General features: G+C 67.9%; 25 protein-coding genes. 6 read left to right on the top strand and 19 right to left on the bottom strand.

The window, feature by feature from the left end:
- Positions 1 to 21: 21 nt before the first annotated feature.
- From AC3WQY_RS19285 to flgB, 13 genes are read right to left on the bottom strand one after another with little or no spacing between them, the layout of a single operon-like run.
- Positions 22 to 3,795, bottom strand: a complete 3,774-nt coding sequence (locus AC3WQY_RS19285; RefSeq protein ID WP_492710150.1) for a PAS domain-containing sensor histidine kinase — start codon at positions 3,793 to 3,795, stop codon at positions 22 to 24.
- 30 nt (positions 3,796 to 3,825) lie between these two features.
- Positions 3,826 to 5,016, bottom strand: a complete 1,191-nt coding sequence (locus AC3WQY_RS19280) for an EAL and HDOD domain-containing protein (protein WP_492710148.1) — start codon at positions 5,014 to 5,016, stop codon at positions 3,826 to 3,828.
- On the bottom strand, positions 5,016 to 6,224 hold the full coding sequence (gene flgL, locus AC3WQY_RS19275) for a flagellar hook-associated protein FlgL (protein ID WP_285231397.1): 1,209 nt from the start codon (positions 6,222 to 6,224) through the stop codon (positions 5,016 to 5,018). Before flgL ends, AC3WQY_RS19280 begins: the two co-directional genes overlap by 1 nt.
- Before the next feature lie 29 nt (positions 6,225 to 6,253).
- Positions 6,254 to 8,317 (bottom strand): flagellar hook-associated protein FlgK, encoded by a 2,064-nt coding sequence (gene flgK / locus AC3WQY_RS19270; RefSeq protein WP_492710147.1) that lies wholly within the window; start codon positions 8,315 to 8,317, stop codon positions 6,254 to 6,256.
- A 9-nt stretch (positions 8,318 to 8,326) separates the two neighbouring features.
- Entirely contained in the window at positions 8,327 to 9,205 is an 879-nt protein-coding gene (gene flgJ, locus AC3WQY_RS19265) for a flagellar assembly peptidoglycan hydrolase FlgJ (RefSeq protein WP_285231399.1), read from the bottom strand.
- 1 nt (position 9,206) lies between these two features.
- Positions 9,207 to 10,334, bottom strand: a complete 1,128-nt coding sequence (locus tag AC3WQY_RS19260; RefSeq protein ID WP_492710145.1) for a flagellar basal body P-ring protein FlgI — start codon at positions 10,332 to 10,334, stop codon at positions 9,207 to 9,209.
- 42 nt (positions 10,335 to 10,376) lie between these two features.
- A complete protein-coding gene (locus AC3WQY_RS19255) occupies positions 10,377 to 11,051 on the bottom strand; it encodes a flagellar basal body L-ring protein FlgH (RefSeq protein ID WP_492710143.1) in 675 nt (224 codons plus the stop codon).
- 11 nt (positions 11,052 to 11,062) lie between these two features.
- On the bottom strand, positions 11,063 to 11,845 hold the full coding sequence (gene flgG, locus AC3WQY_RS19250; RefSeq protein WP_285231401.1) for a flagellar basal-body rod protein FlgG: 783 nt from the start codon (positions 11,843 to 11,845) through the stop codon (positions 11,063 to 11,065).
- Positions 11,846 to 11,856: 11 nt separating this feature from the next.
- On the bottom strand, positions 11,857 to 12,582 hold the full coding sequence (gene flgF, locus AC3WQY_RS19245) for a flagellar basal-body rod protein FlgF (protein WP_492710141.1): 726 nt from the start codon (positions 12,580 to 12,582) through the stop codon (positions 11,857 to 11,859).
- Between the two features lie 31 nt (positions 12,583 to 12,613).
- Positions 12,614 to 13,975 (bottom strand): flagellar hook protein FlgE, encoded by a 1,362-nt coding sequence (gene flgE / locus AC3WQY_RS19240; protein WP_285231403.1) that lies wholly within the window; start codon positions 13,973 to 13,975, stop codon positions 12,614 to 12,616.
- Positions 13,976 to 14,015: 40 nt separating this feature from the next.
- Entirely contained in the window at positions 14,016 to 14,699 is a 684-nt protein-coding gene (locus AC3WQY_RS19235) for a flagellar hook assembly protein FlgD (RefSeq protein WP_492710139.1), read from the bottom strand.
- A gap of 20 nt (positions 14,700 to 14,719) precedes the next feature.
- Positions 14,720 to 15,136 carry a flagellar basal body rod protein FlgC gene (flgC, locus tag AC3WQY_RS19230; protein WP_285231405.1) on the bottom strand — a complete coding sequence of 139 codons (417 nt, stop codon included), beginning with the start codon at positions 15,134 to 15,136 and terminating at the stop codon, positions 14,720 to 14,722.
- A 31-nt stretch (positions 15,137 to 15,167) separates the two neighbouring features.
- Entirely contained in the window at positions 15,168 to 15,581 is a 414-nt protein-coding gene (gene flgB, locus AC3WQY_RS19225; RefSeq protein WP_285231406.1) for a flagellar basal body rod protein FlgB, read from the bottom strand.
- Positions 15,582 to 15,747: 166 nt separating this feature from the next.
- Between flgB and flgA the strand changes: the two genes are divergently transcribed.
- From flgA to AC3WQY_RS19210, 3 genes are all read left to right on the top strand, one after another.
- Entirely contained in the window at positions 15,748 to 16,503 is a 756-nt protein-coding gene (gene flgA, locus AC3WQY_RS19220) for a flagellar basal body P-ring formation chaperone FlgA (RefSeq protein WP_492710136.1), read from the top strand.
- 144 nt (positions 16,504 to 16,647) lie between these two features.
- The gene (flgM, locus tag AC3WQY_RS19215; RefSeq protein ID WP_285231408.1) at positions 16,648 to 16,977 is read left to right on the top strand and encodes a flagellar biosynthesis anti-sigma factor FlgM; all 330 of its coding nucleotides are present in this window, start codon (positions 16,648 to 16,650) and stop codon (positions 16,975 to 16,977) included.
- A gap of 77 nt (positions 16,978 to 17,054) precedes the next feature.
- Entirely contained in the window at positions 17,055 to 17,453 is a 399-nt protein-coding gene (locus AC3WQY_RS19210; protein ID WP_425334612.1) for a hypothetical protein, read from the top strand.
- Between the two features lie 31 nt (positions 17,454 to 17,484).
- Here the strand turns inward: AC3WQY_RS19210 and AC3WQY_RS19205 are convergent, their stop codons facing one another.
- From AC3WQY_RS19205 to kefF, 3 genes are read right to left on the bottom strand one after another with little or no spacing between them, the layout of a single operon-like run.
- Positions 17,485 to 17,916, bottom strand: a complete 432-nt coding sequence (locus AC3WQY_RS19205; protein WP_492710134.1) for a DUF1841 family protein — start codon at positions 17,914 to 17,916, stop codon at positions 17,485 to 17,487.
- A gap of 12 nt (positions 17,917 to 17,928) precedes the next feature.
- Complete coding sequence (kefC, locus tag AC3WQY_RS19200) at positions 17,929 to 19,764, bottom strand: glutathione-regulated potassium-efflux system protein KefC (RefSeq protein ID WP_492710132.1); 1,836 nt, start codon at positions 19,762 to 19,764, stop codon at positions 17,929 to 17,931.
- Complete coding sequence (kefF, locus tag AC3WQY_RS19195; RefSeq protein ID WP_492710131.1) at positions 19,764 to 20,396, bottom strand: glutathione-regulated potassium-efflux system oxidoreductase KefF; 633 nt, start codon at positions 20,394 to 20,396, stop codon at positions 19,764 to 19,766. The genes kefC and kefF overlap by 1 nt, the downstream gene beginning before the upstream one ends.
- Positions 20,397 to 20,443: 47 nt before the next feature.
- Between kefF and AC3WQY_RS19190 the strand changes: the two genes are divergently transcribed.
- The 3 genes from AC3WQY_RS19190 (at position 20,444) to AC3WQY_RS19180 (ending at position 22,386) form a co-directional block, all read left to right on the top strand.
- Entirely contained in the window at positions 20,444 to 21,076 is a 633-nt protein-coding gene (locus AC3WQY_RS19190) for a nucleotide-binding protein (RefSeq protein ID WP_285231413.1), read from the top strand.
- A complete protein-coding gene (locus AC3WQY_RS19185) occupies positions 21,076 to 21,528 on the top strand; it encodes a MaoC family dehydratase (protein WP_492710129.1) in 453 nt (150 codons plus the stop codon). The genes AC3WQY_RS19190 and AC3WQY_RS19185 overlap by 1 nt, the downstream gene beginning before the upstream one ends.
- Positions 21,529 to 21,651: 123 nt before the next feature.
- Positions 21,652 to 22,386, top strand: coding sequence for a response regulator (locus tag AC3WQY_RS19180; protein WP_285231415.1), 735 nt, complete (start codon positions 21,652 to 21,654; stop codon positions 22,384 to 22,386).
- Here the strand turns inward: AC3WQY_RS19180 and AC3WQY_RS19175 are convergent.
- From AC3WQY_RS19175 to metG, 3 genes are all read right to left on the bottom strand, one after another.
- Positions 22,383 to 23,234 (bottom strand): segregation and condensation protein A, encoded by an 852-nt coding sequence (locus AC3WQY_RS19175; protein WP_492710178.1) that lies wholly within the window; start codon positions 23,232 to 23,234, stop codon positions 22,383 to 22,385. The two genes, AC3WQY_RS19180 and AC3WQY_RS19175, sit on opposite strands and share 4 nt — an antisense overlap.
- A gap of 65 nt (positions 23,235 to 23,299) precedes the next feature.
- The gene (locus AC3WQY_RS19170; RefSeq protein WP_285231416.1) at positions 23,300 to 23,503 is read right to left on the bottom strand and encodes a DUF3460 family protein; all 204 of its coding nucleotides are present in this window, start codon (positions 23,501 to 23,503) and stop codon (positions 23,300 to 23,302) included.
- A 54-nt stretch (positions 23,504 to 23,557) separates the two neighbouring features.
- Entirely contained in the window at positions 23,558 to 25,603 is a 2,046-nt protein-coding gene (gene metG / locus AC3WQY_RS19165) for a methionine--tRNA ligase (protein WP_492710126.1), read from the bottom strand.
- Positions 25,604 to 25,732 lie beyond the last annotated feature (129 nt).

The raw sequence follows: 25,732 nt of genomic DNA, 5'->3' as shown, positions 1-25,732 counted from the left end.
TCGCTGAATTAAAGAATTCGCTCAGAGCGGCGCCAGCAGGTTCACGCTGGGCGGGTAGAGCTCCACCGTGCAGACCACCTGATCGCCCTGGTTCTCCATGCTGAGAATGGCCGAGCGGCGCGGCAGCAGGGCGCGCACCAGGCCCAGGCCCGAGACCCCGCCCGGCACGTTGGCGAGCTTGAAGCCCTCGGGCAGCTGGCCGGGGTTGCTGATCTCCACCGCCACATGGCCCTGCTCGCAGAGCAGGCGGCAACTCACCTGGCCCTGCTCGCCGCTGTGCTTGATGGCGTTGGTGAGCAGCTCGTTGAGCGTCAGCGCGATCGGGATCGATTCGGCCTCGGGCAGGCCCCAGAGGTGGCTCTGCCCGGCCAGTTCGCCGCCGATCTCGGTGCGGATCTCGCGCCCGAACATGCGCTGCACCGAGCCGGTGATGGCCTCCACCACCTTGCGCACGCGCAGCGGCCCGGAGGCGCCGACCTGCAGGCCGTAGACCTGGGCGATCGCCTGCACCTGGCCGACCGCCTCGCTGATCACCGCCTTGACCTCGGGCCGGCGCGCCGCGATCTGCTGCAGCAGCCCGGCCACGCCCTGCAGATTGTTCTTGATGCGGTGGTGCACCTCGCGCACCAGCAGCTCGCGCTGCGAGATCGCCGCCTCCAGGCGCGCCTCTTCGGCGGCGCGGTGCTCGGTGACGTCGCTGGCCACCAGCAGCAATTGCTCGGGCTCGCTGCTGTCGCCCAGCTCGTTCATCTCGCTGAGGTGCAGCAGGCGCGCATCCCAGACGCTGGTCTGGCCCTCGCGCCCGAGCCGGTACTCGCGGTGCGTCACCGCGTCCACCAGCAGCGCGTCCTCCATGTCGCGGCGGATCTGCTCACCCTGCTCGACGCCGAACAGTTCCTCGGGGCTGGCGCCCAGCAGCTCGGCCTCGCTGCGGCCGGCCAGGCGCGCCGCCACCTGGTTGATCTTCTCGACCTTGAGGGTCTTGGCGTCGTGCAGGCTGATGGCCAGCGGCGCGGCCTCGATGATGCGGCGCAGCGAGGCCTGGGCGGCCAGGGTCTGGGCCTCGGCCTGGCGGCGCCGCTCGATGTCCAGCAGCGCGTAGGTGAGCTGACGGCCGGTCTCCTCCAGGCCGGTGACCACCGCATTGCCCACCACCCAGAACTCGCGCCCGTCGCGCGCCTTCAGCCGGCACTCGAAGGTCTCGGCCTGGCCCTCGGTGAGCTCGTCCAGGTAATGCGACTGGCGGAACGGATGGTCGGGGTCAGGTGTTGCCACGATGCTCATGGGCTGGCCCGCGAAGGCGCTCAGATCGCCGCCGAACATGCGGCGCGCCGAGCGGTTCATCCACTCGATGCCGCCGCGGCCCACCGTGACGATGCCCACCAGCACCGAATCCAGCACCGCGCGCTCGCGCTCGGTCTGCAGCATCAGCGACTGCTGGGCGCGCCAGCGGTCGTCCACATTCACATAGGTGGCGATCAGGCCGGCCTCGGGCTGGCCGCGGCGCATCGCGCGCTTGCTGACCTGCATCCACAGCGAGCTGCCGTCGCGCCGGCGCACGCGGCGCTCGCCGCGCCACAGGCCCGAGCGCGTCAGCGCGGCCTGCATGGCCGCCTGCTGGTGCTCGTACTCGGTGGCCGATTCGAACAGCTCCTGCAGCGGCAGGCCTGAGAGTTCGTGGATGCGATAGCCGGTGAGGCTGGCGAGCGCGTCGTTGGCGCGCTCGATCTTGCCCTGGCGCAGGATCGCGATGCCCACGTCGGAAAGGCTGAACATCAGCTCGCGGTCCTGCACCAGGCTTTCCAGCTGCGCCTGCTGGGCCTTCAGCCGGCTGATGTCGCTGATCACGGCGATGGTCTCGGTCTCCGCCTGTGGCACTGCGGCGAGCACGCGGCGCAGGCTCAGCGAGAGCCAGCGCGCCGTGCCGGGCGCCTCGGTGCCCACCTGCACGAACTCGGCCTCGAAATGCTGTTGCGGCTCCAGCCCCGGCAGCGCCAGCTGGATCTGCTGGCACAGGTCGGGCAGGGCGGCGAACAGCTGGGCGATGCTGGCGCCGGCATGCAGGGTCTGCTCGAAGCCCAGCATGCGGCCGAAGCCGGGGTTGCAGCGCACCAGATGCTCGCCGCGCAGATAGGCCAGGCCCAGGCTGGCGCCGTCCATGATGGTGGCCAGCTCGTGCAGCAGCTGCTCGCTGCGCGCCTGCGCCTGCTGCTGCGCCGTCATGTCCAGCGTCACCACCGAGGTGGTGCGCTGGCCGGAGGCGAGCTGGCCGGGCTCCACGCGCGTCAGCAGCCAGCGCCGCCCCAGCTCGGGATGGCGCACCGCGTAGCGCACCTCGACGCGCTCGCCGCGCTTGAGGGCGCGCTGCAGGCGCTCGAACTCGGCCATCGAATCGGGCTCGACGATGTCGCGCCCCACGCCCTGCAGGCCCTGCAGGGGATGGGCGGCGGCCGGCGCGCCGGGGGCCGCCGCAGCGGCGGGCTTGGGCGTACGCGGGCGCAGCCAGCCGGCGTCCTGGGCGAAGGTGGCCAGGCCGACGCCGGCGGTGTCCATCAGCGCATCGAGCTGCTGGTGCGCCAGGTCGCGCTCCTGTTCCAGGCTGCGGTCCTCCAGCACCGCCATATAGCGGCGCGCGCTTCCCGGCGCCTGCTGCATCGCGCGCAGCCGGCCCTGCAGCCAGCGCGTCTTGCCGGCCGGGTCCACCAGGGTGGCCTGGGTGAGATAGATCTGCGTGCTGTGCTTCAGCGCGTCGAGCAGGCTGCCCTCGCGCCAGGCCAGCAGCTGCTGCAGCGCGGGCGGGGCGTCGAACAGGCTGGTGGGCGCGTCGATGCTGAGGGCGGCAAAGGCGCTGTTGCACTTGAGCAGCAGGCCGCCCTCGTCGAACACCACCATGGGCAGCGGGTTGATGTCCAGCCACTGCTCCATCTCGCGCTGCGAGCGCTCGGCCTGCTCGCGCGCGGCCAGCTCGGCGGTGCAGTCCTGCAGCAGGCAGATGTAGAGCGGCGGCTGGCTCTCGTCACTGATGCGGTGCTGGCTGGCGCGCATCCAGCGCTCGCGGCCGCTGGCGTCGAGCAGGCGGAACTCCGCCGCTGCCTGCACGCGCCGGGTGAGCGAGCGCGCCAGCGCGCGCTGCGGCCGCTGCGGGCGGTTCATGCGCTGGGCCGCGCGGTCGGCGGGCGCCAGCCAGTCGACCAGATCGCGCCCCACCAGCTGCTCCAGCGGGCGGCCGAACAGCTCCAGAAAGGCATGGTTGGCCACCACCAGCTTGTACTGGGCATCCTGCACATAGGCCGGGAAGGGCGAGGACCAGAAGATCTTGATCAGCTCGCGTGCCCAGCCGGGCGAGGACAGCACCACCTGGTCCAGCAGATGGCCGGCGTTCGGCTCGGTGGCGGTGGTTGTGGTGGTTGTGGCGGGCGGCGCTTCGGCCAGCGCCTCCAGGCGCGCATGCAGAATCCAGCGCGCCGGGTCGGGCGTGTCGGCGTCCACCGACAGCAGCTGCAGCTGGGCGCGCGTGCCGTCGGCCAGCGCCAGGGTGGGGGCGGCGGGCACGCGCCGGCTCTCGCGCAGCGCATGCATGGCCAGGGTCAGCCAGTCCTGCAGCTTGGAACCCTTGCTGGAGCGCAGCACCGGCAGCTGAGCGCCGGGCTTGACGCCCAGCCGCTGCTGCGCCGCCGGGTTGGCCTCCAGCACCTCGAGGCGCTCGTCCATCAGCACCACGGCGTCGCCCAGCCCGCTCATCAGAGCGCGCAGGGCGGCGAGGTCTTGGGAGAGCAGCGAGAGCTGGGAGGGCATGGACCCGCAGTTTAGGGTCTGTTCACGCGCTCACTCGAGCTGCGCCGCCTTGCTCAGCGCGCGCAGCAGCGCATGGTTGATTTCCTCGGCGCCCAGCATCAGCTTCTCGGCCGCGCTGCGGTAGTCGAACACCGATTCGCTCTCGATCGCGTGGATCAGCTCCAGATAGGGCTGGTAGGGGCCAGTCTTGTCCACCAGGGCCTGGCGCACGCGCTCGGGCATGGGGATGGACTGCAGCAGCTTGTCGAAGGGCTGCTTGAGCATGTGGTCCAAGAGCGAGAACAGGCCGCAGATGAACATCTCGTCGCGCAGCTCGGCGTCGCTCATGCCCTTGGACAGGTCTTCCAGCAGCAGGCCACGGCGCAGCGCGGCGTGCATCACCGGGCGCATATTGTGGTCCTTGCTGGCGGTCGTCAGCAGCAGGGCCAGCCAGCGCTTCAGGCGCGGATAGCCCAAGAGCATGATGGCGTGGCGGAAGGAGGTGACCTCCACCGGCAGGCCGAAGGCGGCCGAGTTCAGGTAGCGCAGCAGCTTGAAGGCCAGGCTGGGGTCGCGCTTGAGCGTCTGCTCCAGGCGCACGATGTCCTCGCCCTGGTCGACGCGCGACATCAGCTCGACGATCACCTGCAGATCGGCCTGGACCTCGGTCTTGGCGGACGGCGTGGCCGGGGCCTCGAACTCGCCATGGATGGGCCAGCCCAGCACCGACTGGGCGCCGCGCCGGAAGCATTCGTCAAAGTCCGCGGCGCTGTGCACGCCGGTGAACAGCAGCCGCCCGCCGGCCGGCAGCTGGTGCGTGCCGGCGGCGTTGGCGCGCTCCTCGTCCAGGTCCAGCACCACCTGCTTGAAGCCGGGCGGCATGGCGCCATGCGGGCGCCCCTTGAGGATCAGCCCCAGGCCTTCGGCGGCGCGCGCCGCCAGGCTTTCGGCCAGGCTGGCATCGCCGGCCATGAAGCTCGGCAGCTCAAGGCTGATGTTCTTGGGCAGCGGGCTGGCCAGCAGGTCCTTCAGCAGGCCCTCGTTGAGGATGTTGAGCACCACCGGTGCGCCACCGGCGGGCCAGACATCCTGTACCGCCGCAAGCAGTTCGGCGGCATCCAGCTTGGCGTCGGGGCGCAGCGGGAAGACGGTCAGGCGGCTGGCTTCGATGAGGCGTTGCTTGTCGACCATGGGCGTGTAGCCCAGGGCCAGGGATCCCAGGATGCTGTGGTGATTGCTCATTAGTTATTGATGTATTGGAACAGGGACATGCGTTGCACCATGGCATAGGTCTTGAGCGCCGCGTCGTAGCCGGTCTGCTGGTTCTGGAAATCGGAGATGCCTTGCACCATGTCCAGATCCTCGGCAGCCGAGCGTTCCTGCTGACTGTACTGCTTCAGCGCGGCCATGCGATTTTCGGAGCCGTCCAGATTGTTCATGCGTTCGCCCACCTGACTGCGAACATTTTGTAAGTTGCTCATCGCCGCATCCAGATCGCGGATGGCGACCAGATTGGCCTGGGTGATCTCGGCACCGCCGCGGTTGGTGGTGCGCAGATCGGTGACGGCCTGGTCCAGCACGGCGAACAGCTTCAGGTCGCTGCTGGCCGGCTTGATCTGGAACAGATCGCCATCGGCCGGCGCGCCGCCGATCTGCACCGCCATGCCCTCGAAGCTGAGGGTCTGGCCGGGCGAGAAGGCGCCGCTCTGCACCGCGCCGGTGTCGGTGTTGGTGAAGGTATAGGTGGCCGCGGGGGCGACGCCGCTGATGGCGATGTCGTAGTTGTTGCTGGTGAGCTGCTTGGGGTCGAGCACGCGGCCCGAGTCGATCCAGCCCTTGGCCGGCGAGCCGGTGATGCTGTTGGCCGCCGCGCCGGTCACGAAGCTGCCATTGCCGCTGCGGCCCTGCTCCCAGGCCAGTCGGCCGTCCACGGTGAGGGCGAAGCTGTCCAGGTTGCCGGTTTCCACCGAGCCGGGCAGGCCGGCGAACACCACGCCGCCGGGCGTGTCCAGGAAGGGCGGGTTGCTGGAGCCCTGGCCGGAGAACAGGAAGCCGCCCACGCCGTCGGGGCGGTTGGCGATCGAGAGCAGCTGGGCGCGCAGGCCGGAGATCTTGTTGGCCAGGCCGGCGCGCTCGGGGTCGCTGTAGCTGGCATTGCCGGCCGCCACCAGGGTCTCGCGGATCTGCTGCAGGATCTCGCCGGCATCGCCCAGCGCCGATTCGCTCAGCGTCATCGAATTGCGGCTGGCATCCAGCGCGCGCTGATTCGCCTCCACCTGGCCGATCGCGGCGAGCGCACGTTCCGCGCGGGCGGCGCCCGTGGGGTCGTCGCTGGCGCGTTCGATGCGCTTGCCCGAGGTGAGGCGCTGCTGCGAGTCCTGCATATGCTGCTGGCGCTTTTGCAGGGTGGCGATGCTGGCATCGAAGATATTGGCGGTAGACAAACGCATGATTCAGCCCTCGGCGATGCTTTTCTTCATCAACGCTGTGACAGCGACAGCAGTTCCTGGAAGATGGTCTGGGCGGTCTGCAGCACCTTGGCTGCGGCCTGGTAGCCCTGCTGGTACTGCATCAGCCGGGCCGCCTCCTCGTCCAGATTGACGCCGGCAAAACCGGCGCGCGTGGCCTCGGCATCGGCCGCCACGCTGGCCGAGACGTCCGACAGATAGCTCGCGCCCTGCACGCGCGCACCGATCTCCGACATCGAGGCCGCATAGGCATCGGTGATGGTGGCGCCGGCCGAGAGGCTGCCGTCGGGCAGCACGCTCTGGCCGATATAGGCTTCCTTCTGCAGGGCCAGGAAGGCCTTGGCATTGCCATTGTTGTTGGCCGGGAACTTGGTCAGCGTGATGTCGATGGTGTCGCCAGGGAAGGCCACGCCATTGACGGTCTCGGGCACCTTGGGCACGCCGTTGATGTTGAGCTTGAAGCCCAGGTCCATCGGCGGCACCGCGTTCGGGTCCACACCGATGCTCTGGCCGGCATACCAGGTGCCGGTGTAGACCGTGCCATCGGCCAGGGTCAACTGGTAGTCCAGCCCCTTGGGATCGAGGGCGTTGGTGTTGGTGAAGCTCAGCGAGGCCGGCACCTTGTCCAGCGCGGGGTTGCTCAGGTCGTAGAGCCCGTGCACGTTCGGGTTCACCGCGAACAGCGAGTCCACCGTGGCGGTGCCGCGGTTGCTGACCTTGGCGTTGGCGCTCAGCGGCGAGGCCGCGGCGATGCCCGAGGTGGAGTCGAGCACGCGCTTCATGTCGATGGCGCTGCTGGCGACCGGCTCGAGCACGAAGCTGTCGGTGGAGATTGGCGGGCCGGCCGGGAAGGTGATGGTGAAGCCGTCCACCTGGTCGCCCGCCGAGACGCTGCGCGTCAGGCCGTCGGAGAGCCGCACCAGCTGGTACTTGCTCGGGTCGCTGGGGTCGGCCGTGAGCTTGTAGGAGCTGGCCTGCAACAGATTCGATTGCCCCGGCACCAGATCGAGCTTGACCGGCGTGGCATAGCTGCCATCGGGGTTCTTGGCATTGGTGGCGGCCGGCAGGGCACGCGGCTTGCCGATCGTGAAGATGGGCGCGCCGACGCCGGGCGGCTCGGACATGTTCCAGCCCAGCGCCTGCTGTTCGTTGACGCGCGTCGCCACTGCGGTGGCGAGCTGGCCGATCATGTTGCGCGCGTCCTGCAGGTCCTTGTTCTGGTAGTTCAGCAGCGCGGCGACCGAGCCGCCGGTGAGCACGCTCTCGTCCAGCGTGCGGGTGCGCTGACCCTCGGTGATGCTGACGGTGGCGCGGGTGTTGTCGTAGGGGTCGCGGCTGACCGAGAGCTGCAGCGCATCGGCGCCCAGCACCAGGCGCTGGCCGCCGCCGATGAAGACGCCCAGCGTGCCGTCGTCGGCCGGTAGGGTGGAGATCTGCATGTACTCGCTGAGCTGCGAGACCAGCTGGTCGCGCTGGTCGAGCAGGTCGTTGGGCGTGTGGCCGGTGCCGTTGGCGCGCGCGATCTGGTCGTTGGCGGTGGCGATCTGCTTGGCCAGCTGATTGACGATGGACACATTGGCCGACAGATCGCTCACCACGCCGGCCTGCAGATCGGTGAGCTGCTGGCCGGCACCGGCGAAGCGCGAGGCCAGCTCGCGTGCGCGGCCCAGCACCACCTGGCGTGCCGAGGGGTCGGCCGGGTGGCTGGCCACGTCCATGAGCGAATTCAGCAGCTGGTTGGCGGCAAAGCCCAGGCCCTGTTCGCCGGGCGGGAACAGCTTCTCGAGCTGCGCCAGCTGGTTATTGGCGGTGTTGTCCATGGCCGCGATGGACCTGGAGTTGAAGGCTTCCTTGGTGAGGAACTCGTTGTGGCTGCGCGTCACGGTCTGCACCACCACGCCCTTGCCGAAGAAGCCGGCGCCGGTGACCTGGCCGGCCGGCGTGGTCAGCACCACCTGCTGGCGCGAGTAGCCCGGCGTGTTGGCGTTGGCGATGTTCTGGCCGATGGTCTGCAAGGCCGCCTGGTTGGCGAACATTGCGCGCATGCCCAGCGAGAGCAGTGCTCCGGTGCCCATGATCTGTCCTTAGGCCAGGGCGCGCTGCACGCGCACCGTGGTGTTGATGACGCGCGCCAACTTGTCGGCGTACTCGGGGTCGGTGGCATAGCCGGCCTTCTGCAGGCCGCGCGCAAAGCCTTCGGCCGTGCCGGCCTTGGCCACCACGTCGCGGTAGCGCTCGTTGCTGCCGATCAGCCTGGCGTAGTCCTTGAAGGCCTCGTCGTAGCTGCCATAGGCGCGGAACTTGGCGGTGACCTTCTGGGCCTTGCCGTCGATGTATTCGGTGGTCTGCACCTCGGCCACCTTGCCGGTCCAGCCGGGCGTGGCCTTGATGCCGAAGACGTTGAAGGAGGGGCTGCCGTCCTTGTTGCTGATCTCGCGCTTGCCCCAGCCCGACTCATGCGCCGCCTGCGCCAGCATGAAGCTGGCGGGGATGCCGGTCTGCTCCTGGGCCGACTTGGCGGCCGCGTCATGCTTCTGGATGAAGCTCTGCACATGCGGGGCGATGCCCTTCTTGGCCAGCGCGGGCAGGGGCTGCAGGGTCTTGGTGGCGTCCTTGGCACCGCCGTCGGCGATGCCCATCTGGCGCTGCAGCTGGCGCTCGATGGCGGCGGAGAGGCCGCCCGGCAGGCCGGTCATCTTGCCGGCGAACTGCTGGTCCAGCATCTCGGTGCCCATCTGCGTGGCGGAGTTGTCGAGCAGGCCCGAGGACAGCGTGGAGGCGCGCATGCTCTTCATCACCTCCTGCATGAAGAGCGATTCGAACTGCTTGGCGGCCTCCTTGATGGAGGCCTTGGGGTCGCGCGCGGCCGAGGCCTTGAGGGCATCGATCGAGCGCGTGTCGGCGTTCAGCGCGTTGCCGCCGCTGTAGCTGCCGGTATTCAGGGGCAGGGGATTGAAGGCCATGTCAGATCACCTCAAGTTCCGCGGTGATGGCGCCGGCGCTCTTCATCGCTTGCAGGATGGCCAGCAGGTCCTGCGGGGTGGCGCCCAGCGCATTCAGCGCCTTCACCACATCGGCCAGCTTGGCGGTGGTGGGCAGCTGGATCAGCGAGCCGGGTTCCTGCTTGATCGAGATATCGGTCTTCTCGGTGACGGTGGTCTGGCCGCCCGAGAAGGGGCCGGGCTGGCTGACCTGGGGGGTGGAGCTGATCGTCACCGACAGATTGCCATGCGCGATCGCGCAGGCGCTCAGCGCCACCGCCTGGTTCATCACCACCGAGCCGGTACGCGCATTGATGACCACGCGGGCGGCCGGGCTGCTGAGGTCCAGCGGCAGGTCTTCCAGATCGGCCAGGAAGCTGACGCGCTGGTCCGGGTCGGCGGGCACGCGCACGCGCACGGTGCGGCCGTCCAGCGCCTGGGCCACGCCCTCGCCCTTGGCCTTGTTGATGGTCTTGGCGAGATTGCGGGCGGTGTTGAAATCGGCCGCGTTGAGGTCGAACTGGATGCTGTCGCCGCTTTGCAGCGCGGTGGGCACGGTGCGCTCCACCAGCGCGCCGGCGGGCACACGGCCGGCGCTCAGGTGGTTGATCTGCACCTTGGAGCCGCCCGCCGAGGCGCCTGCGCCGCCGACGATCAGATTGCCCTGGGCCATCGCGTAGATCTGGCCGTCGGTGCCGCGCAGCGGCGTGGCGATCAGGGTGCCGCCGCGCAGGCTCTTGGCATTGCCGATCGAGGACACCACCACATCGAGCTGCTGGCCGGTCTGGGCGAAGGGCGGCAGCGAGGTGGTCACCATCACCGCGGCGATATTGCGCGGCTGCATGGTCACGCCCTGGGGCAGGATGACGCCGAACTGCTGCAGCATCGCCGTCAGGCTCTGGCCGGTGAAGGGGGTCTGGGTGGTCTGGTCGCCGGTGCCGTCGAGGCCGACGACGAGGCCATAGCCCACCAGCGGGTTGCTGCGCACGCCCTGCACGCTGGCCACCTCCTTGATGCGGGCGGCCTGGGCCGTGGCGCTGACGAGGGCCATGCTCAGGAAAAACCACCCGAGAAGGCGCTGGAACTGCTGCGAGATTGGGGTGGTAGACATGGCGGCCGCACTTGAGACTAGTGCGACCGATTCTGGAGAAACTTAAACGGGCGAAAGGTTCAAAAAGAAGCGCGACAACCAGCCTATTCCATGGGCGTCGTTGACGACACCACGGCCGCGCTGCTCGATGCGCACATTTGCCACCGAAGCCGAGGGCACGGTATTGCCCTGCAGGATGCTGCGCGGGTCCACTTGGCCCGAGAAACGCAGCACGTCGACATTGTGGTTCACGCCGATCTGCTTCTCGGCGCTGATCATCAGGTGGCCGTTGGCCAGCACCGCGGTGACCACCGCGGTGATGGTGCCGCTGAACTCGTTGGTGTTCTGGTTGCTGCCCTTGCCGGTGGCCTTGTTGCTCGACGAGCCCGCCGCCGAGGCGCGCCCGAAGGAGTTGCTGGAGATGCCGGGCAGGGCGGTGACGCCGGCGCTCAGCGCACCGCTCTTGTCGATCTCGCTGGTGGAGCTCTGGCTGGCGCTGACCTTCTCGACGATCTGTATCGTCAGGGTGTCGCCCACCAGGCGCGCGCGATGGTCCTCGAACAGCGGCCGGTAGCTGGCCGCCTGGTAGATGGACCCGTTGGCGGCCACCACCGTGGGCGCGGCCGGCAGCTGCACCACCGGCGCGTTCTGCATCTCGATATGCGGTTCGCGGTACATGGTGCTGCAAGCGCTCAGGCTGGCCAGGGCCAGCATCACAAAAGGCATGGTCTGCTTCATGATGGCGCGCCTCAGAGTTGAGCGAGCTTTTGCAGCATCTGGTCGGACGTTTGTACGGCCTTAGAGTTGAGCTCGTAGGCGCGCTGGGTCTGGATCATCTGCACCAGCTCTTCCACCACATTGACGTTGGAGGTCTCGACGAAACCCTGCTGCAGCGCGCCCAGGCCGTTGGCATTCGGGGCGCCGGCATTGGGCGTGCCGGAGGAGGCCGTCTCGGCAAAGAGGTTCTGCCCGCGCGGCTCCAGGCCCGAGGGGTTGACGAAATTGGCCACCTGGATCTGGCCCAGGGTCTGCGCCGCGGTATTGCCGGGCACCACCACGCTGACGGTGCCGTCCTGGCCCACCGTGACGCTTTGTGCGTTCGCCGGGATGGTGATGCCGGGCAGCAGGGTGTAGCCGTTGTTGGTGACGATCTGGCCGGCCGAGTCGAGCTGGAAGGAACCGTCGCGCGTGTAGGCGGTGGTGCCGTCGGGCATCTGGATCTGGAAGAAACCGCTGCCCTTGATCGCCAGGTCCAGGTTGTTGGTGGTCTGCTGCAGATTGCCCTGGCTGAAATTGCGCGAGGTGGCGACGGTGCGCACGCCCAGGCCCAGTTGCAGGCCGGTGGGCAGCTGGGTCTGGTCGGTGGTGTTGGCGCCGCTCTGACGCAGGTTCTGGTAGATCAGGTCCTCGAACACCGCATGGCTGCGCTTGAAGCCGTTGGTGCCGACGTTGGCGAGGTTGTGCGAGATCGTGTCCAGCTGCGTCTGCTGGGCTTCCATGCCGGTCTTGGCGATGAAGAGGGAGCGAATCATGGTGAGCCTCTTTAGTTGCTGCCGAGCAGCTTGGCGGACGTCTGGCCCTGGGTCTGGGCGATTTGCAGCAGCTTCATCTGCTGCTCGAACTGGCGTGCCGCGGCGATCATGCCGACCATGGTCTCGACCGGGCTGACGTTGGAGCCCTCCAGCGCGCCGTCTTGCAGGCGCGCGGCCTGGTCGGCCGGCAGGTCGCCGTCGGCGGCGCGGAACAGGCCGTCGGGCCCGCGCGTCAGCGGCCCCTCGGGCGTCACCAGCTTGAGCCGGCCGATGGTGGTGGGCTTCTGATTATTGGCCTTGGCGCTGACGGTGCCATCGCTGCCGATCTGCACCTCGGTATCGGGCGGCACGTTGATGGGGCCGCCGTCGCCCAGCACCTGCAGGCCGTTGCGCAGCACCAGCAGGCCTTCGTTGTTGACGTCCAGCGAGCCGGCGCGCGTGTAGGCCTCGGTACCGTCCAGCCCCTGCACGGCCAGCCAGCTGTTGCCCTTCATGGCCACGTCGAGGTTGCGGCCGGTGGCCGCGATCACGCCGGGCTCGGCGTTGTAGCCGATGGTGGTCTCGAGCGCATAGGCGCGCGTGCTGGCGCCATCGCCGCGCACCGGCACGGCGCGGAAGGCGGCCATCTCGGCGCGGAAGCCATTGGTCGAGACATTGGCCAGGTTGTTGGCGAGCACATCCTGGCGCTGCATCGAGGCCTTGGCGCCCGCCATGGAGAGGTAAATCATGCGGTCCATGGCGGTACTCCTTGGCGCTCAGAAACGGCGATCAGCGCAGGTTCACCAGGGTCTGCAGCACCTGGTCCAGCGTCTTGATCGACTGTGCATTGGCCTGGTAGACGCGCTGCGCCGTCACCATGTTCACCAGCTCGGCGGTCATGTCGACGTTGGACTCTTCCAGCGCACCGGACTGCAGCACCCCCATATTGCCGTCACCCGGCGTGCCCACCACCGCCTCGCCCGAGGCGAAGGTGCGCGACCAGGCGTTGCCGCCCACCGGCTGCAGGCCCTGCGGGTTGCGGAAGGTGGCGAACTCGACCTGGCCGGCCGGCTTGGACTGGCCGTTCGAGTAACGCGCCATGATCACGCCGCTGTCGTCGATCTGGATGCCCGAGAGCTGGCCGGGCGCGTAGCCGTCCTGCTTGACGTCGGTGACGGCAAAGCTGGTGCCGCCCTCGGTTGCCTTGGTCATGTCCAGCTTGATGCCGCTGATCGGCAGAGTCAGGGTGCCGCGCGAATTGGCGGCCGCCGGGATGGCCATGTCCAGCGTGGTGGTGGGCGGCACCAGCTGGCCGATCTTGATCGGCGGGCTGACGCTGTTGTCCTCGTAGTTGGCGAACTTCAGCTGCGTGTAGGGCGCCGTGGGGTTGCCGTCGGCGTCCGCCGGCGTCGGATTGCCGGCCGAGTCGACCTCGACGGGCACGCCGTTGGCGGTGGCATAGACGTTCCAGGTCACGGTGGAGGTCGGGTCGGGCGGCGGGGGGCTCGGGTCCTGCTTCTGGAAGTAGAAGGTCAGGGCCACGTCCTGGCCCTTGGCGTCATAGACCGTCAACGAGGTGGCGTTGTTGTAGGTCTTGGCATCGTCCAGCTTCATGGTCTGCGGGCCGGCCGGATCGGGGGCGGTGGTCTTGGCGCGCGAGTCGAGGTTGAACTCCATATTGATCTTCTGCGTCACCGCGGGCGTGATGCCGGCGGTGGGCAGCTGCAGCGGCTGGGCCAGGCCGGGCTGGATCTGGCCCGTGCCATCGGCCGGGTAGCCCAGCAGTTTCAGGCCGGCGTTGTTGACCACAAAGCCCTGGCGGTCGATCTTGAACTGGCCATTGCGCGAGTACAGTGTGGGGTTGAGCCCGTCGCTGACCTGGAAGAAGCCGGCGCCGTTGATGGCCAGGTCCATCGGGTTTTCGGTGGTGGAGATGTTGCCCTGCGTGAACTGCTGCGAGACCGCGGCCAGCGAGGTGCCGATGCCGACCGGGCTCTGGCCCGCGCCATTCAGCGCACTGGCGTAGACGTCGGCGAACTCGGCGCGCGAAGACTTCGAGCCAAAGGTGTTGGCATTGGCGATGTTGTTGCCGATCACCTCGAGGTTCTTGCTCGCTGCGTTCAGTCCGGATAAGCCTTGTTGGAAGCCCATGATGTGTCGTCCTGTCTGGTCTGGTGTCAGTAAAGCGGGGTCAGTCGATCGTCTTCAGGCTGGTGTAATCCACCGGGCCCAGGTTCTGCAGCTGCAGCTGCAGCTTGCCGCTGTTGTTGTTGACCGCCACCACGCGGTCCGAGGCATAGGTGGTGCTGGAGAGCGCCGCGCTGCCGCTGCTGGCGCTGATGCGGAAGGAGAGCCTGCCGCTGGTGTCGAGCTGCTTGGGGTCCCAGCTGAAGCCGTGCAGGCCGCTGGTCTGGGCGCCCAGTTCCACCGTGTCCACCACCGCGCCGGAGGCATTCAGCACCTCCAGCTTGACGCGGTCGGCGGGGCTGGCGATCTCGAAGCTGCCCTCGCCCTTGCCGGTCTCTGCATTCATGGCGATGCGGTTGCCTGCCACCGAGACATCGCGGCCCACCAGGCCCGCGCCCTGCAGCACCTGCATCTGGCTGAACTGGCTGCCCAGGCTGCTGGACATGGCCTGCAGATTGCTGTTGAGGGTGCTGATGCCGCTGACGGTCTGGATCTGCGCCATCTGCGTCGTCACCTGGCCGTTGTCCATCGGATTCATCGGATCCTGGTTCTTCATTTGCGCCACCAGCAGCTTGAGAAAGCGGTCCTGCGTGTCGGCCGCGGTCTGCGCCGCATCCTTGGTGGCACCGGTCTTGGTGGTGGTGGTCGTGCCACTCGTGGTCGTGGGGGTGACAGTGCTGACAGCCATGGCGAGCTCCGGGCGGCGGGTCAGGATTGACCCATTTGCAAGGTCTTGAGCAACAGGCTCTTGGCTGTCGTCATGACCTCGATGTTGTTCTGGTAGGAGCGCGAGGCCGAGATCATGTTGACCATTTCCTCCACGCTGTTGACATTGCTGTAGGTCACATAGCCCTCGGCGTCGGCCTTGGGATGCTTGGGGTCGTGCACGCGGCGGCCGGGGGTCTGGTCCTCGGAGATCTCGCTCACGCGCACGCCGGCATTGCCCTGGTCCTGGCCAGCGCCCATCAGCTGGGTCTGGAATACCACCTGGCGCGCCTTGTAGGCCTGGCCGTCGGGGCCGGCCACGGTGTCGGCGTTGGCCAGGTTGCTGGCCACCACATTGAGGCGCTGGCTCTGCGCGCTGACGGCGCTGCCGGCGACATGGAAGATCTGGAACATCGACATGGCGTGACTCCTTATGCGGCCTTATGCAGCCTTAAGCGGCATTCGGCGACTTCATCGCGTCCAGCGTGGTGCGCACGCTGCTGTTGATGAAGCGCAGCGTGGCCTCGTACTTGACCGCGTTGTCGGCGAAGTTGGCGCGTTCGCGATCCATGTCCACCGTGTTGCTGTCCAGATTGGTCTGCGCCGCCAGGGCGTGCAGCTTCTGGCTGTCGCTGCGAGCGCCGGCGGCCGGGCTGATGTGGCCGGCCTGGGTGACCTGCATGGCGCCGGCGGTGGCGATCTGGCCGGTGGCTTCCTTGAGCGCGCGGGCAAAGTCGATGTCGCGGGCCTGGTAGCCCGGGGTGTCGGCATTGGCGATATTGCTGGCCAACAGACGCTGACGCTCAGAGCGCAAGGTCAGGGCCTCGGTCTGGAAGTTCAGCGCGTCAGTGAGTCGGTTGATCATGTGCTTCCCCTTGGAATCTGCGCGGCCCTCATGCAAGACGCATGGGGGCCATGGGGCAGGTGAAGCGATTGTGGACAGCAGCTCGGAAAACATGAGCGGGAATAGCAAGGACTTCAGGCCGCATTTCGACGCTCAAAGCGGCCGCGCCTGGGCCTACAGTCCGCCCATGCTTCAAATCGCCCTCAATCCCGCTGCCGCCCAGCACCTGCGCCTCGCCGGCGCGGGTCTGGCCCTGGCCCTGGGTGCGACGGCGCAGGTGTCGGCGAACGTGGCCGTGCCGCCGGCGGGGCCCCTGGATCCGGCTCTGATTGCCCATGTACAGCAGCTGGCCCAGACCGCCGCCCGGGCCGCTGCGCCCGAGCGGGCGCGCGTGGAGGTCGAGGTGGGGCAGCTGGATGCACGCCTGCGGCTGGCACCCTGCGCCCAGGTGGAACCCTATTTGCCGGCCGGCCAGAAGATCTGGGGCCGCAGCCGCATCGGCCTGCGCTGCGTGGATGGCCGGGCGCGCTGGAATGTGACCCTGCCGGTGCAGGTGCAGGTGCATGCCCGCGCCCTGGTGGCCGCCACCCCCCTGGCTGCGGGGACGGTACTGGCTCAAGAGCATCTGCGCGAGGCCGAAATAGACATAGCGGCAGTTGCCGGGACGGTCACCACCGACCCGGGCCTCTTGTTGGGCCGCCCGCTGAGCCGACCCGTGTCGGCCGGTGAGGCGCTTGGCACGGGGGCGATCAAGCTGCGGCAGTGGTTTGCAGCCGGTGATACGGTGCGGGTCTGGGCGCAAGCGCCCGGTTTCGCGGTGGCCAGCGAGGGTCAGGCGCTCAGCGTCGGACTCGACGGCCAGACCGTGCGGGTGCGTTTTGAGAATGGCCGGACCGTCACGGGTCGGGCCGTCGGTGATCGACGCGTGGAGGTGCTGCTATGAGCACGCCCTTGATCGTGGGTCCGGCCTGCGGGTCGGAGCCTGGCTATTTTTTTTGCGCCGCGGGGCTAAAGTTCGCGGCTGGATGGTCGATACACCGAAAAACCTGGACAGGTTGGGGGCTAGCCCCTTCCTTTGGAGAACACCATGAAGATCGGTAACAGCCCTGAGATGCACGCACCGGCTCAGGTCGGCACAGAGCGCAGCGGCGCGGCCGACGCGGGGCGCGCCCAAGGCCATGCGGCCGGCGGCGCGAAGAAGGCGGGTGGCGCCGAGGCCAGCGCGCATGTCGCGCTGTCCAGCAATGCCAGCAGCCTGATTTCCGGCGTTTCGGACGAAGGCAGCTTCGACGCGGCCAAGGTGCAGCGTATTTCGCAGGCCATCGCCGAGGGCAAGTTCAGCGTCAATGCCGAGGCGATTGCCGACAAGCTGATCGCGAATGCCCAGGAAATGGTCAGCCGAATGTCGCCGCACTGAGGCCTTCGGCTCCCGCAGGGGAGCCGGCTTGAGTTCTTTGTGAGCCCTTGTTGAACGCCAACCCGGCGGGTCCGACCATGCACGCCTTGCCATCTTCAGAAACCAACGAATCGCTCTCCCAGGAGCTCGAATTGCCCCTGGTCGAGGTTGAAAGCTGCCTGAATCTGCTGGGCGAGGCGCTGCTGCGCCGCGACACCCAGGCGATCGAGTTGCACGCCGCCAGCCTGCATGTGGCGCTGGCCAGGGCGATCGAGCGCTTCTCGGCCGCGGCGCGTGCCGGCAATGTGCCGGCCGGCCTGCGCAACCGCCTGGTGCTGGCCGGTGGCCGTGTGGCCGCGCAGCGCGAGTCGCTGGCGCGCGCCACCGCGGCACTGGACCGCGCCATCGACGTGCTGATGCCGGCCGAAGCGACCGGCGTCTATTCCGCCTCCGGCAAGGCCGAGCGCAAATCCCTGGGTGGCTCGATCCAGGCCTAAGCCAGCAGGCCCACTGCCCCGAAAGGCCACGCTATTGCGTGGCTTTTTTGCGTACGCAGTCCAGATAGGCGTGGCCATCCGGCGGCAGGCCACTGCGTTGCGAGGCCCACACCATCTCGCCCAGGCAGTCCATCGCCACGTGATGGGCCTCGTGCAGGGAATTGCGCCGGGCCGCCAGCAGCTCCACCGCCTGGCGGATGCCATGCGGCTGGTCGATCGACTGCTGCTCGGTGATGGTGAGGTGCATGGACAGATGCAGGAAGGGGTTGGTACGCCCCTCCTCGACGCTGTAGACGGCGGCCAGCGCCGCTTCCTCGTCCGCCAGTTCGGCGTGGTACTCCGGGTGCTGATCGATCCAGTCGGCGGCGATCGCCTCCATCGGTGAGAGCGGCTGGCGGTCGCGCAGCTTGCGGTAGGTGGCGCAGAAGAAGCGCCGCACCTCGAGTTGGGAAGGAGCGTACATGGGGCGATTGTCTCAAACGCCCTGGTCGTGCTCGGCGGCGGGCGGCCCCCAGGCCTGGGGCGGATGCCGGGCGGCGGCGGCGCGCTCCTGCGCCAGCATCTCCTCGAGTTGCTGGCGGCCCTGCTTGGCCATCGCCACCAGCGTGGCTTCATCCTTGTGGTGCGGCGCCATCAGCGCGAGTTGCTCGAGGTTGTGACGGCGGAAGCGCCAGGCCAGCTTGCGCGCCGCATGCGGCTGCAGGCCCAGCAGCTCCAGCACGCTGCGCGCGCTCATCAGCGCGGCATCAAAGGTTTCGCGCTCGATCAGGGTGACGCCCAGATCGCGCAGCTTGTAGTAATGCCGCACATTGCGCGCCCGCGCCACCACCTGCAGCTGCGGGAAATGGGTGCGCGCCAGCTCGGCGATCGCCAGGCTTTGCGCCACGTCGTCGACCGCCAGCACCAGCACGCGGGCGCTGGCGGCACCGGCGGTGCGCAGCAGATCCAGGCGCGAGGCATCGCCGTAGAAGACGCGCCAGCCGAACTTGCGCAGCCCCTCCACGGCCTCGGCATCATGCTCCAGCACGGTGGCGGTGTAACCGTTGGCATAAAGCATGCGGCCGACGATCTGGCCGTAGCGGCCGAAGCCGGCAATGATGATGGGCGCCTGCTGCTGTTCCTTGAGCGTTTCCAGCGGCGGCCGGCCCTTGGCGGCTAGGCGCGGCAGCAGCCAGCGGTCCGAGATCAGCAGCAGCGCGGGCGTGCAGGCCAGCGAGAGCGCCACCGCGGCCACCAGGGCCGAGCCCTGGCTGGCGCTGAGCAGGCCGGACTGCTGGCCCAGCTGGAACACCACGAAGCCGAATTCGCCGCCCTGGGCCAGCAGGATCACGAACACCGGCCGCTCCACCATGGGCAGGCGCATCAGCCTGGCCATGGCGCTCAGCAGCAGGCCCTTGCCGAGCAGCAGGGCGGCCAGCAGGCCGGCCACCAGGGCGGGCTGCTCGCGCAGCACGCGCAGGTCCAGCCCCATGCCCACGGCGATGAAGAACAGGCCCAGCAGAAGGCCCTTGAAGGGCTCGATATCGGTTTCCAGCTCGCGCCGGTACTCGCTCTCGGCCAGCAGCACGCCGGCCAGAAACGCGCCCAGCGCCATCGACAGGCCGACCGCCTGCATCAGGGCCGCGGTGGCCAGCACCAGCAGCAGAGCGGCGGCGGTGAAGATCTCGGGCGTGTCGCTGGCGGCGATCCAGCGCAGCAGCGGGCGCAGGAGCAGGCGGCCGCCCAGCACGATGGTGAGCACCGCGCCGAGGGCCTTCAGCGCATGCCAGCCGCCCGCACTTTCGGCGGGGCCGGCCAGCGCCAGGATGGGCACCAGGGCCAGCACGGGGATGGCGGCAATGTCCTGCAACAGCGCCACGCTGAGCACGCTCTGGCCGGCGCTGGTCTGGCCCAGATTGCGCTCGGCCAGCACCGCCAGCGCGACCGCGGTGGACGACATCGCCAGCCCCAGGCTGGCCGCCAGCGCCGGCCGCCAGGGCAGGCCGAAGAACAGCGCCAGGCCCAGCAGCACGGCGGTGCAGCCCAGCAGCTGCAGCGAACCCCAGCCGAAGATCGGGTGCCGCATGGCCCAGAGCCGGCGTGGCTCCAGCTCCAACCCGACCAGGAACATCATCAGCACCACGCCGAACTCGGCCACCTCCAGGATGGTGGCGGGCGCGCTCACCAGGCCCAGGGCGCCGGGGCCGATCAGCACCCCCGCCGCCAGATAGCCAAGAATGGAACCCAGCCTCAGCCAGCGCGCCAAGGGCACCGCCAGCACCGCGGCGGCCATGAACACCAGCGGGGTGTGCAACCAGTTGCCATGCTCCATCAAAACGTCTCCTGGGCGTCGGGGGCGGGGCGCTCGTCGCCCGGGACGCGGTCGGCGGGCGCCACCGGGCCCCCGGGGGCCTGGCCACACCAGTTCGGGTAGTTGAGCAATTGCTGGACGAAGCCGCTGGCATGCTGCTGCAGCTCGGCCTCGCTGGCGCGGTGCGCGCCGTGCAAGAACAGCGGCGGCAAGAAGCGCAGGCCGCACAGCCGCGCGGTCTGCGTGTAGGGCAGCAGGAAGGCCTCGATTGGATGGCGGTTGTAGCCGTCTTCGCGATAGGCGCTGGCGGCGCCGCCGGTGGAGCTGACCAGCCACAGGTCCTTGCCGCACAAGGCATCGCCGCCCGGCCCATAGGCCCAGCCGAAGCTGAACACCTCGTCCACCCAGAGCTTCAGCAGCGCCGGCATGCCGTACCAGTGCAGCGGGTGCAGCCACACCAGCAGGTCGGCCTCGCGCAGGGCCTGCTGTTCGGCGGCTACGTCGATCACATAGTCGGGATAGAGCGCATAGAGGTCGCGGCAGGCGATCTGCGTCGGCCCGGGCGGCAGCGCCGCGAGCTGCGCCAGCATCCGGCGGGTGACGCGCGAATGCGCCAGGTCCGGATGGGCGCAGAGGATCAGGATGCGGTTCATCGCCGCAGTATCGCTAACATGCTGCAGCACAGCGACAAGGAGCGAGCATGCCGGTGATCCTCGTGGCCAACCCCAAGGGTGGCGTAGGCAAAAGCACCCTGGCCAGCAATATCGCCGGCTACTACGCCCGTCAGGGGCATGCGGTGATGCTGGGGGATGTGGATGTGCAGCAGTCGGCGCGCCGCTGGCTGGGCCTGCGGCCACCGCAGCTGCCCGCGATCGCCAGCTGGGAGCTCGATGCCAAGAACATCGCCAGGCCGCCCAAGGGCGTCAGCCATGTGGTGCTGGACAGCCCGGCCGGCCTGCACGGCAAGAAGCTTGAAAACCTGCTGCGCCTGGCCGACAAGCTGCTGGTCCCGCTGCAACCCAGCCTGTTTGACATCCAGGCGACATACGACTTCATCCAAAGCCTGCAAGATGCGGGTTCAGCCCTGCCTCCTCATCAGCGGAAGCCGGCGCTGGCCTTGGTGGGCATGCGTGCCAAGGACGGCACGCTCTCGGTCCAGCAGTTGCAGGAGTTTCTGCAGGGGCTGCCGGTGCCCGTGCTGGGCCTGTTGCGCGATACCCAGAACTATGTGCAATTGGCGGCCCGGGGCCTGACGCTCTGGGATGTCGCGAGCAGCCGGGTGGAACGCGATCTGGCGCAGTGGCAGCCGCTCACGAAATGGTTGGATGCCTGATGCGTGTGTTCGAGAGTTTTGCCGAGTTGCAGCCCTTGGTCGGCCAGGAACTGGCGACGAGCGACTGGATCCTGATCGACCAGGCGCGCGTCCAGCGCTTTGCCGACGCCACCGACGATCAGCAATGGATCCATACCGACCCGCCGCGCGCCGCCGCCGGGCCGTTCGGTACGCCCATCGCCCATGGCTTTCTGACCCTGAGCCTGCTGCCGATCTTCTTCGAGACCGGTTTCCGCATCGCACAGACCCGCATGGGCCTGAACTACGGGCTCAACAAGGTGCGCTTTCCGGCGCCGGTGCCGGTGGGCAGCCGGCTGCGCGGCCGCTTCAAGCTGCTCGCCTTCGAGGCACTGGAAGCCGGCGTGCAACTCACCGTGGAGGTGACGGTGGAGCGCGAGGGTCAGGCCAAGCCGGTCTGCGTGGCCGAATCGCTGACGCGCCAGTACGCCTAGCAATACGCCTGGCGAACAAGCATTCCAGCCTGTCCACCCAATAGGGGTGTGCCCAAAGCGCATGCGCCCGCCTATCATTCGGGCCCAAATGCAAAGCACATCGCCAGTAGAGGAGGGCCGCCCATGAGAGTGCTGCTCATCGATGACCACCCGCTGATCCTGTCGGCCCTGCAGACCGTGATCGAGGGCCTGGGCGATGCTGTCGAGGTAGTGGGGGCCGACAGTGCCGCGGCGGCACGCCAGACCCTGCAGTCGCGCCAGGACTTCGACCTGGTGCTGCTGGACCTGCATCTGGGCGATGCCAGCGGCTTCGACGTGCTGGACGAATTCCGCGCCGCCTACCCGGCCCTGCCGGTGGTGGTGATCTCGGCCTCCGACCGCGCCAGCGATGTGATCCGTGCCATCGACCAGGGCGCGATGGGTTTCATCCCCAAGCGCACCAGCACCGAGATGCTGGCCCAGGCGCTCAAGCTGGTGATGTCGGGCGGCATCTATGTGCCGCCCATGAGCCTGGGCAACGAGGGGTCGCGCAATCTGGTGCCCGAGGATGCGCCCAACAAGCTGCGCCAGATCCAGGAACTGGCCAGCGCGGCGAGCTTCCAGGGCAGTACCGGCCTGGAGGGCCTGTCGCTGACGCCCCGTCAGACCGATGTGCTTGCCCTGCTGCTGCAGGGCAAGCCCAACAAGATCATTGCGCGCGAGCTGGGCGTGTCGGTCGAGACCATCAAGGACCATGTGGCCGCGGTGCTCAAGGCCCTGGGCGTGAGCTCACGCACCCAGGCCGTGCTGGCGGTGAGTCAGATGGTGCAGCGCCAGCCCGACAGCCAGTTCACGACCTTCCGGCACGCCGCGGTCTAGTTGATTTCCGTGGGCGAATAGGCCAGGCGCACATAGATGGGCGCAAAGGCCTCGGCCTGGGTGATCTCCAGCAGGCGTTCGCGCGCCAGCTCCAGCATCGCGATGAAGGTCACCACCAGCACCTGCTGGCCGCGGCTGACATCGAACAATTCCTCGAACTCGACGAAGCGCCGCCCCTGCAGGCGGCGCAGCACGATGCTCATGTGCTCGCGCACCGAGAGCTGCTCGCGGCTGATCTTGTGGTGCTGGACCAGCTTGGCGCGCTTGATCAGCTCGGCCCAGGCGGCACGCAGGTCGTCGGCCGCCACATCCGGAAAGCGCGGCGTGAGCGACTGCTCGACGAACACCTGGGCGCGCAGGAAGTCGCGCCCCAGCACCGGCACCTGGTCGAGCTTGGCGGCGGCGAGCTTGATGCGCTCGTACTCCAGCAGGCGCCGCACCAGCTCGGCGCGCGGGTCCTCGGGCTCGGCGCCGTCGTCGCTCTTCTTGGGTGGCAGCAGCATGCGAGATTTGATCTCGATCAGCATGGCCGCCATCAAGAGGTATTCGCTCGCCAGCTCCAGGTTGTGCTTGCGGATCTGGTCCACATAGCTGAGGTACTGGCGCGTCACATCCGCCAGCGGGATGTCGAGGATGTTGAAGTTCTGGCGCCTGATCAGGTAGAGCAGCAGGTCCAGCGGGCCCTCGAAGGCCTCCAGAAAGACCTCCAGCGCATCCGGCGGGATGTAGAGGTCCTGCGGCATGGCGAACAGCGGCTCGCCGTACAGGCGCGCCACGGCCACGCCGTCAATCGTCTCCACCAGCACCGGCTCGGTCACGGCATCGGCCAGCGCCGGCAGTTCGGCCAATTCCGTCAACGGCGGCGACGGCGGCGTGCCGGCGACAGGATCGCTCAAGACCTGACCCCGCTGCGTCAGTGCTCTTTGGTCTGGTAGACGTAGGGCTGCTGCGCCACGCGCGCGGTGCGGAAATCGGCCTGGGCCTGACGGTCCACCTGCTTGTCCCACAGCAGGGCGCGGCCATCGCGCTGCTCCTGCTCGAGGCTGGGCTTCTTGGCCCGCAACTCGTCGATGAAGTTGGTCACATCGGACTTGTAGGGCTTCCAGAAGAACGGCATATCGGCTTGCTCGCGGTTGTCTATGGGTTGAATTTTACGGGTCGGCCCGGGCGCTCAGCGCACCCGCATGCCGGGCTGGGCGCCCGGGAAGGGCTCCAGCACGAAGATGCCGGGATGCGCCTTCTCGTCGGCGTGGCTGGCGGCCAGCACCATGCCCTCGCTGATGCCGAACTTCATCTTGCGCGGCGCCAGATTGGCCACCATCACGGTGAGCTTGCCTTCCAGCTGCTCGGGCTGGTAGGCGCTCTTGATGCCGCTGAACACATTGCGGGTGCGACCTTCGCCGACGTCGAGCGTGAGGCGCAGCAGCTTGTCGGAGCCTTCCACATGCTCGGCCTTGAGGATCTTGGCGATGCGCAGATCCACTTTGCCGAAATCATCGATCTTGATCTCGGGGGCCAGGTCTTCACCGCCGGGCACCACCTTGGGCGCGGGCGGGGCTTCGAACAGGGCCTCGACCATCTTCAGGTCGACGCGCTGCATCAGGTGCTCGTAGTTGCCGATCTGATGCGCGCCGAGCGCGCGCGCGGCATCGGCGAACTGCATGGGCTCGACGCGCAGGAAGGCCTCGACCTTGGCCACGAGCGCCGGCAGCACCGGCTTGAGGTAGATGCTGAGCAGGCGGAAGGCCTCGATGCAGACGCTGCAGACATCGTGCAGCACCGCGTCCTTGCCTTCCAGCTTGGCCAGTTCCCAGGGCTTGTTCTGGTCCACGTACTCGTTCACGCGGTCGGCCAGCAGCATGATCTCGCGCAGCGCCTTGCCGAATTCGCGCTCCTCGTAGAGCTCGGCAATCGCGCCAGCCTGGGCGCGCAGGCCGTCCAGCAGGGCACGCCCCTCCACGCCCAGATCGCCGGAGAGATGGCCACCGAAGCGCTTGCTCAGGAAGCCCGCGGCGCGCGAGGCGATGTTGATGTACTTGCCGACCAGGTCGCTGTTGACGCGCGCGACGAAGTCCTCGGGGTTGAAGTCGATGTCCTCGACCTTGGAGTTGAGCTTGGCGGCCAGGTAGTAACGCAGCCACTCGGCGTTCAGGCCCAGCTTCAGGTATTTGAGCGGGTCCAGGCCGGTGCCGCGGCTCTTGCTCATCTTCTCGCCGTTGTTGACGGTCAGGAAGCCATGCACATAGACATGGTTGGGCGTCTTGCGGCCGCTGAAGTGCAGCATGGCCGGCCAGAACAGGGTGTGGAAATAGGTGATGTCCTTGCCGATGAAGTGCACCTGCTCCACGCTTGGGTCGGCCATATAGGCGTCGAAGTCCTGGCCCAGCTTGCCCAGGTAGTTCTTCAGCGAGGCCAGGTAGCCGATCGGCGCGTCCAGCCACACATAGAAGTACTTGCCGGGTGCGTCCGGAATCTCGATGCCGAAATAGGGTGCGTCGCGGCTGATGTCCCAGTCGCCCAGGCCGCCCTTGCCCTCGTCATCCTTGGTGAACCATTCCTTGATCTTGTTGAGCACCTCGGTCTGCAGGCGCCCGGGGGTCTGGGTCCACTGTTCGAGAAAGCTCACGCAGCGGGGGTCGCTGAGCTTGAAGAAATAGTGCTCGGAGCTCTTCATCACCGGCGTCGCGCCGGTCAGTACCGAGAAGGGGTTCTTCAGCTCGGTAGGGGTGTAGACGGCACCGCAGACCTCGCAGGAGTCGCCGTACTGGTCCTTGGCGCCGCACTTGGGGCATTCGCCCTTGATGAAGCGATCGGGCAGGAACATCGCCTTCTCGGGGTCGAAGAACTGCTCGATGGTCTTCACCTCGATCAGCTCGTTGCGACGCAGGGCCAGATAGACCTCCCTGGACAGCTCGTGGTTCTCGGCGCCGTCGGTCGAGTGCCAGTTGTCGAAGCTGATGTGGAAGCCGTCCAGATAGGTCTTGCGGCCTGCGGCGATGTCGGCCACGAACTGCTGCGGCGTTTTGCCGGCCTTCTCGGCCGCAATCATGATGGGCGCGCCATGCGCATCGTCGGCGCAGACAAAGTGCACCTGCTGGCCCTGCATGCGCTGATAGCGCACCCAGATGTCAGCCTGCGTGTACTCCATGATGTGGCCAATATGAAAATTGGCGTTGGCATAGGGCAGGGCAGTGGTGACGAAGAGCTTGCGGGTCATGACTTTGCGGATGGAGCGAAGCATGGCAGAACACCATGCGGAGGCGGGATTTTAGTCGCACGCGGTCGGCCGCGCGGCTGCCCTGCGTGCGGGTGCCGGTCCTCAGCCCTCGCTGGGGTTGGCGGGGGC

Source organism: Roseateles sp. FW301-B2 (genome assembly GCF_058788955.1).
The sequence above is the reverse complement of the archived record's forward strand: the minus strand, read 5'-3'. Positions and strand labels throughout refer to the sequence as shown.

What these genes read in the sequence shown, in the direction of transcription:
- metG (WP_492710126.1), bottom strand. Translation starts at nt 25,603, where the DNA reads ATGACCCGCAAGCTCTTCGTCACCACTGCCCTGCCCTATGCCAACGCC.
- flgL (WP_285231397.1), bottom strand. Translation starts at nt 6,224, where the DNA reads ATGCGTTTGTCTACCGCCAATATCTTCGATGCCAGCATCGCCACCCTG.
- AC3WQY_RS19190 (WP_285231413.1), top strand. Translation starts at nt 20,444, where the DNA reads ATGCCGGTGATCCTCGTGGCCAACCCCAAGGGTGGCGTAGGCAAAAGC.
- kefC (WP_492710132.1), bottom strand. Translation starts at nt 19,764, where the DNA reads ATGGAGCATGGCAACTGGTTGCACACCCCGCTGGTGTTCATGGCCGCC.
- AC3WQY_RS19255 (WP_492710143.1), bottom strand. Translation starts at nt 11,051, where the DNA reads ATGAAGCAGACCATGCCTTTTGTGATGCTGGCCCTGGCCAGCCTGAGC.
- kefF (WP_492710131.1), bottom strand. Translation starts at nt 20,396, where the DNA reads ATGAACCGCATCCTGATCCTCTGCGCCCATCCGGACCTGGCGCATTCG.
- flgJ (WP_285231399.1), bottom strand. Translation starts at nt 9,205, where the DNA reads ATGGCCTTCAATCCCCTGCCCCTGAATACCGGCAGCTACAGCGGCGGC.
- AC3WQY_RS19180 (WP_285231415.1), top strand. Translation starts at nt 21,652, where the DNA reads ATGAGAGTGCTGCTCATCGATGACCACCCGCTGATCCTGTCGGCCCTG.
- flgE (WP_285231403.1), bottom strand. Translation starts at nt 13,975, where the DNA reads ATGGGCTTCCAACAAGGCTTATCCGGACTGAACGCAGCGAGCAAGAAC.
- AC3WQY_RS19280 (WP_492710148.1), bottom strand. Translation starts at nt 5,016, where the DNA reads ATGAGCAATCACCACAGCATCCTGGGATCCCTGGCCCTGGGCTACACG.
- AC3WQY_RS19235 (WP_492710139.1), bottom strand. Translation starts at nt 14,699, where the DNA reads ATGGCTGTCAGCACTGTCACCCCCACGACCACGAGTGGCACGACCACC.
- AC3WQY_RS19210 (WP_425334612.1), top strand. Translation starts at nt 17,055, where the DNA reads ATGCACGCCTTGCCATCTTCAGAAACCAACGAATCGCTCTCCCAGGAG.
- flgG (WP_285231401.1), bottom strand. Translation starts at nt 11,845, where the DNA reads ATGATTCGCTCCCTCTTCATCGCCAAGACCGGCATGGAAGCCCAGCAG.
- AC3WQY_RS19170 (WP_285231416.1), bottom strand. Translation starts at nt 23,503, where the DNA reads ATGCCGTTCTTCTGGAAGCCCTACAAGTCCGATGTGACCAACTTCATC.
- flgB (WP_285231406.1), bottom strand. Translation starts at nt 15,581, where the DNA reads ATGATCAACCGACTCACTGACGCGCTGAACTTCCAGACCGAGGCCCTG.
- AC3WQY_RS19260 (WP_492710145.1), bottom strand. Translation starts at nt 10,334, where the DNA reads ATGTCTACCACCCCAATCTCGCAGCAGTTCCAGCGCCTTCTCGGGTGG.
- flgM (WP_285231408.1), top strand. Translation starts at nt 16,648, where the DNA reads ATGAAGATCGGTAACAGCCCTGAGATGCACGCACCGGCTCAGGTCGGC.
- flgC (WP_285231405.1), bottom strand. Translation starts at nt 15,136, where the DNA reads ATGTCGATGTTCCAGATCTTCCATGTCGCCGGCAGCGCCGTCAGCGCG.
- AC3WQY_RS19185 (WP_492710129.1), top strand. Translation starts at nt 21,076, where the DNA reads ATGCGTGTGTTCGAGAGTTTTGCCGAGTTGCAGCCCTTGGTCGGCCAG.
- flgK (WP_492710147.1), bottom strand. Translation starts at nt 8,317, where the DNA reads ATGGGCACCGGAGCACTGCTCTCGCTGGGCATGCGCGCAATGTTCGCC.
- AC3WQY_RS19285 (WP_492710150.1), bottom strand. Translation starts at nt 3,795, where the DNA reads ATGCCCTCCCAGCTCTCGCTGCTCTCCCAAGACCTCGCCGCCCTGCGC.
- flgA (WP_492710136.1), top strand. Translation starts at nt 15,748, where the DNA reads ATGCTTCAAATCGCCCTCAATCCCGCTGCCGCCCAGCACCTGCGCCTC.
- AC3WQY_RS19205 (WP_492710134.1), bottom strand. Translation starts at nt 17,916, where the DNA reads ATGTACGCTCCTTCCCAACTCGAGGTGCGGCGCTTCTTCTGCGCCACC.
- flgF (WP_492710141.1), bottom strand. Translation starts at nt 12,582, where the DNA reads ATGGACCGCATGATTTACCTCTCCATGGCGGGCGCCAAGGCCTCGATG.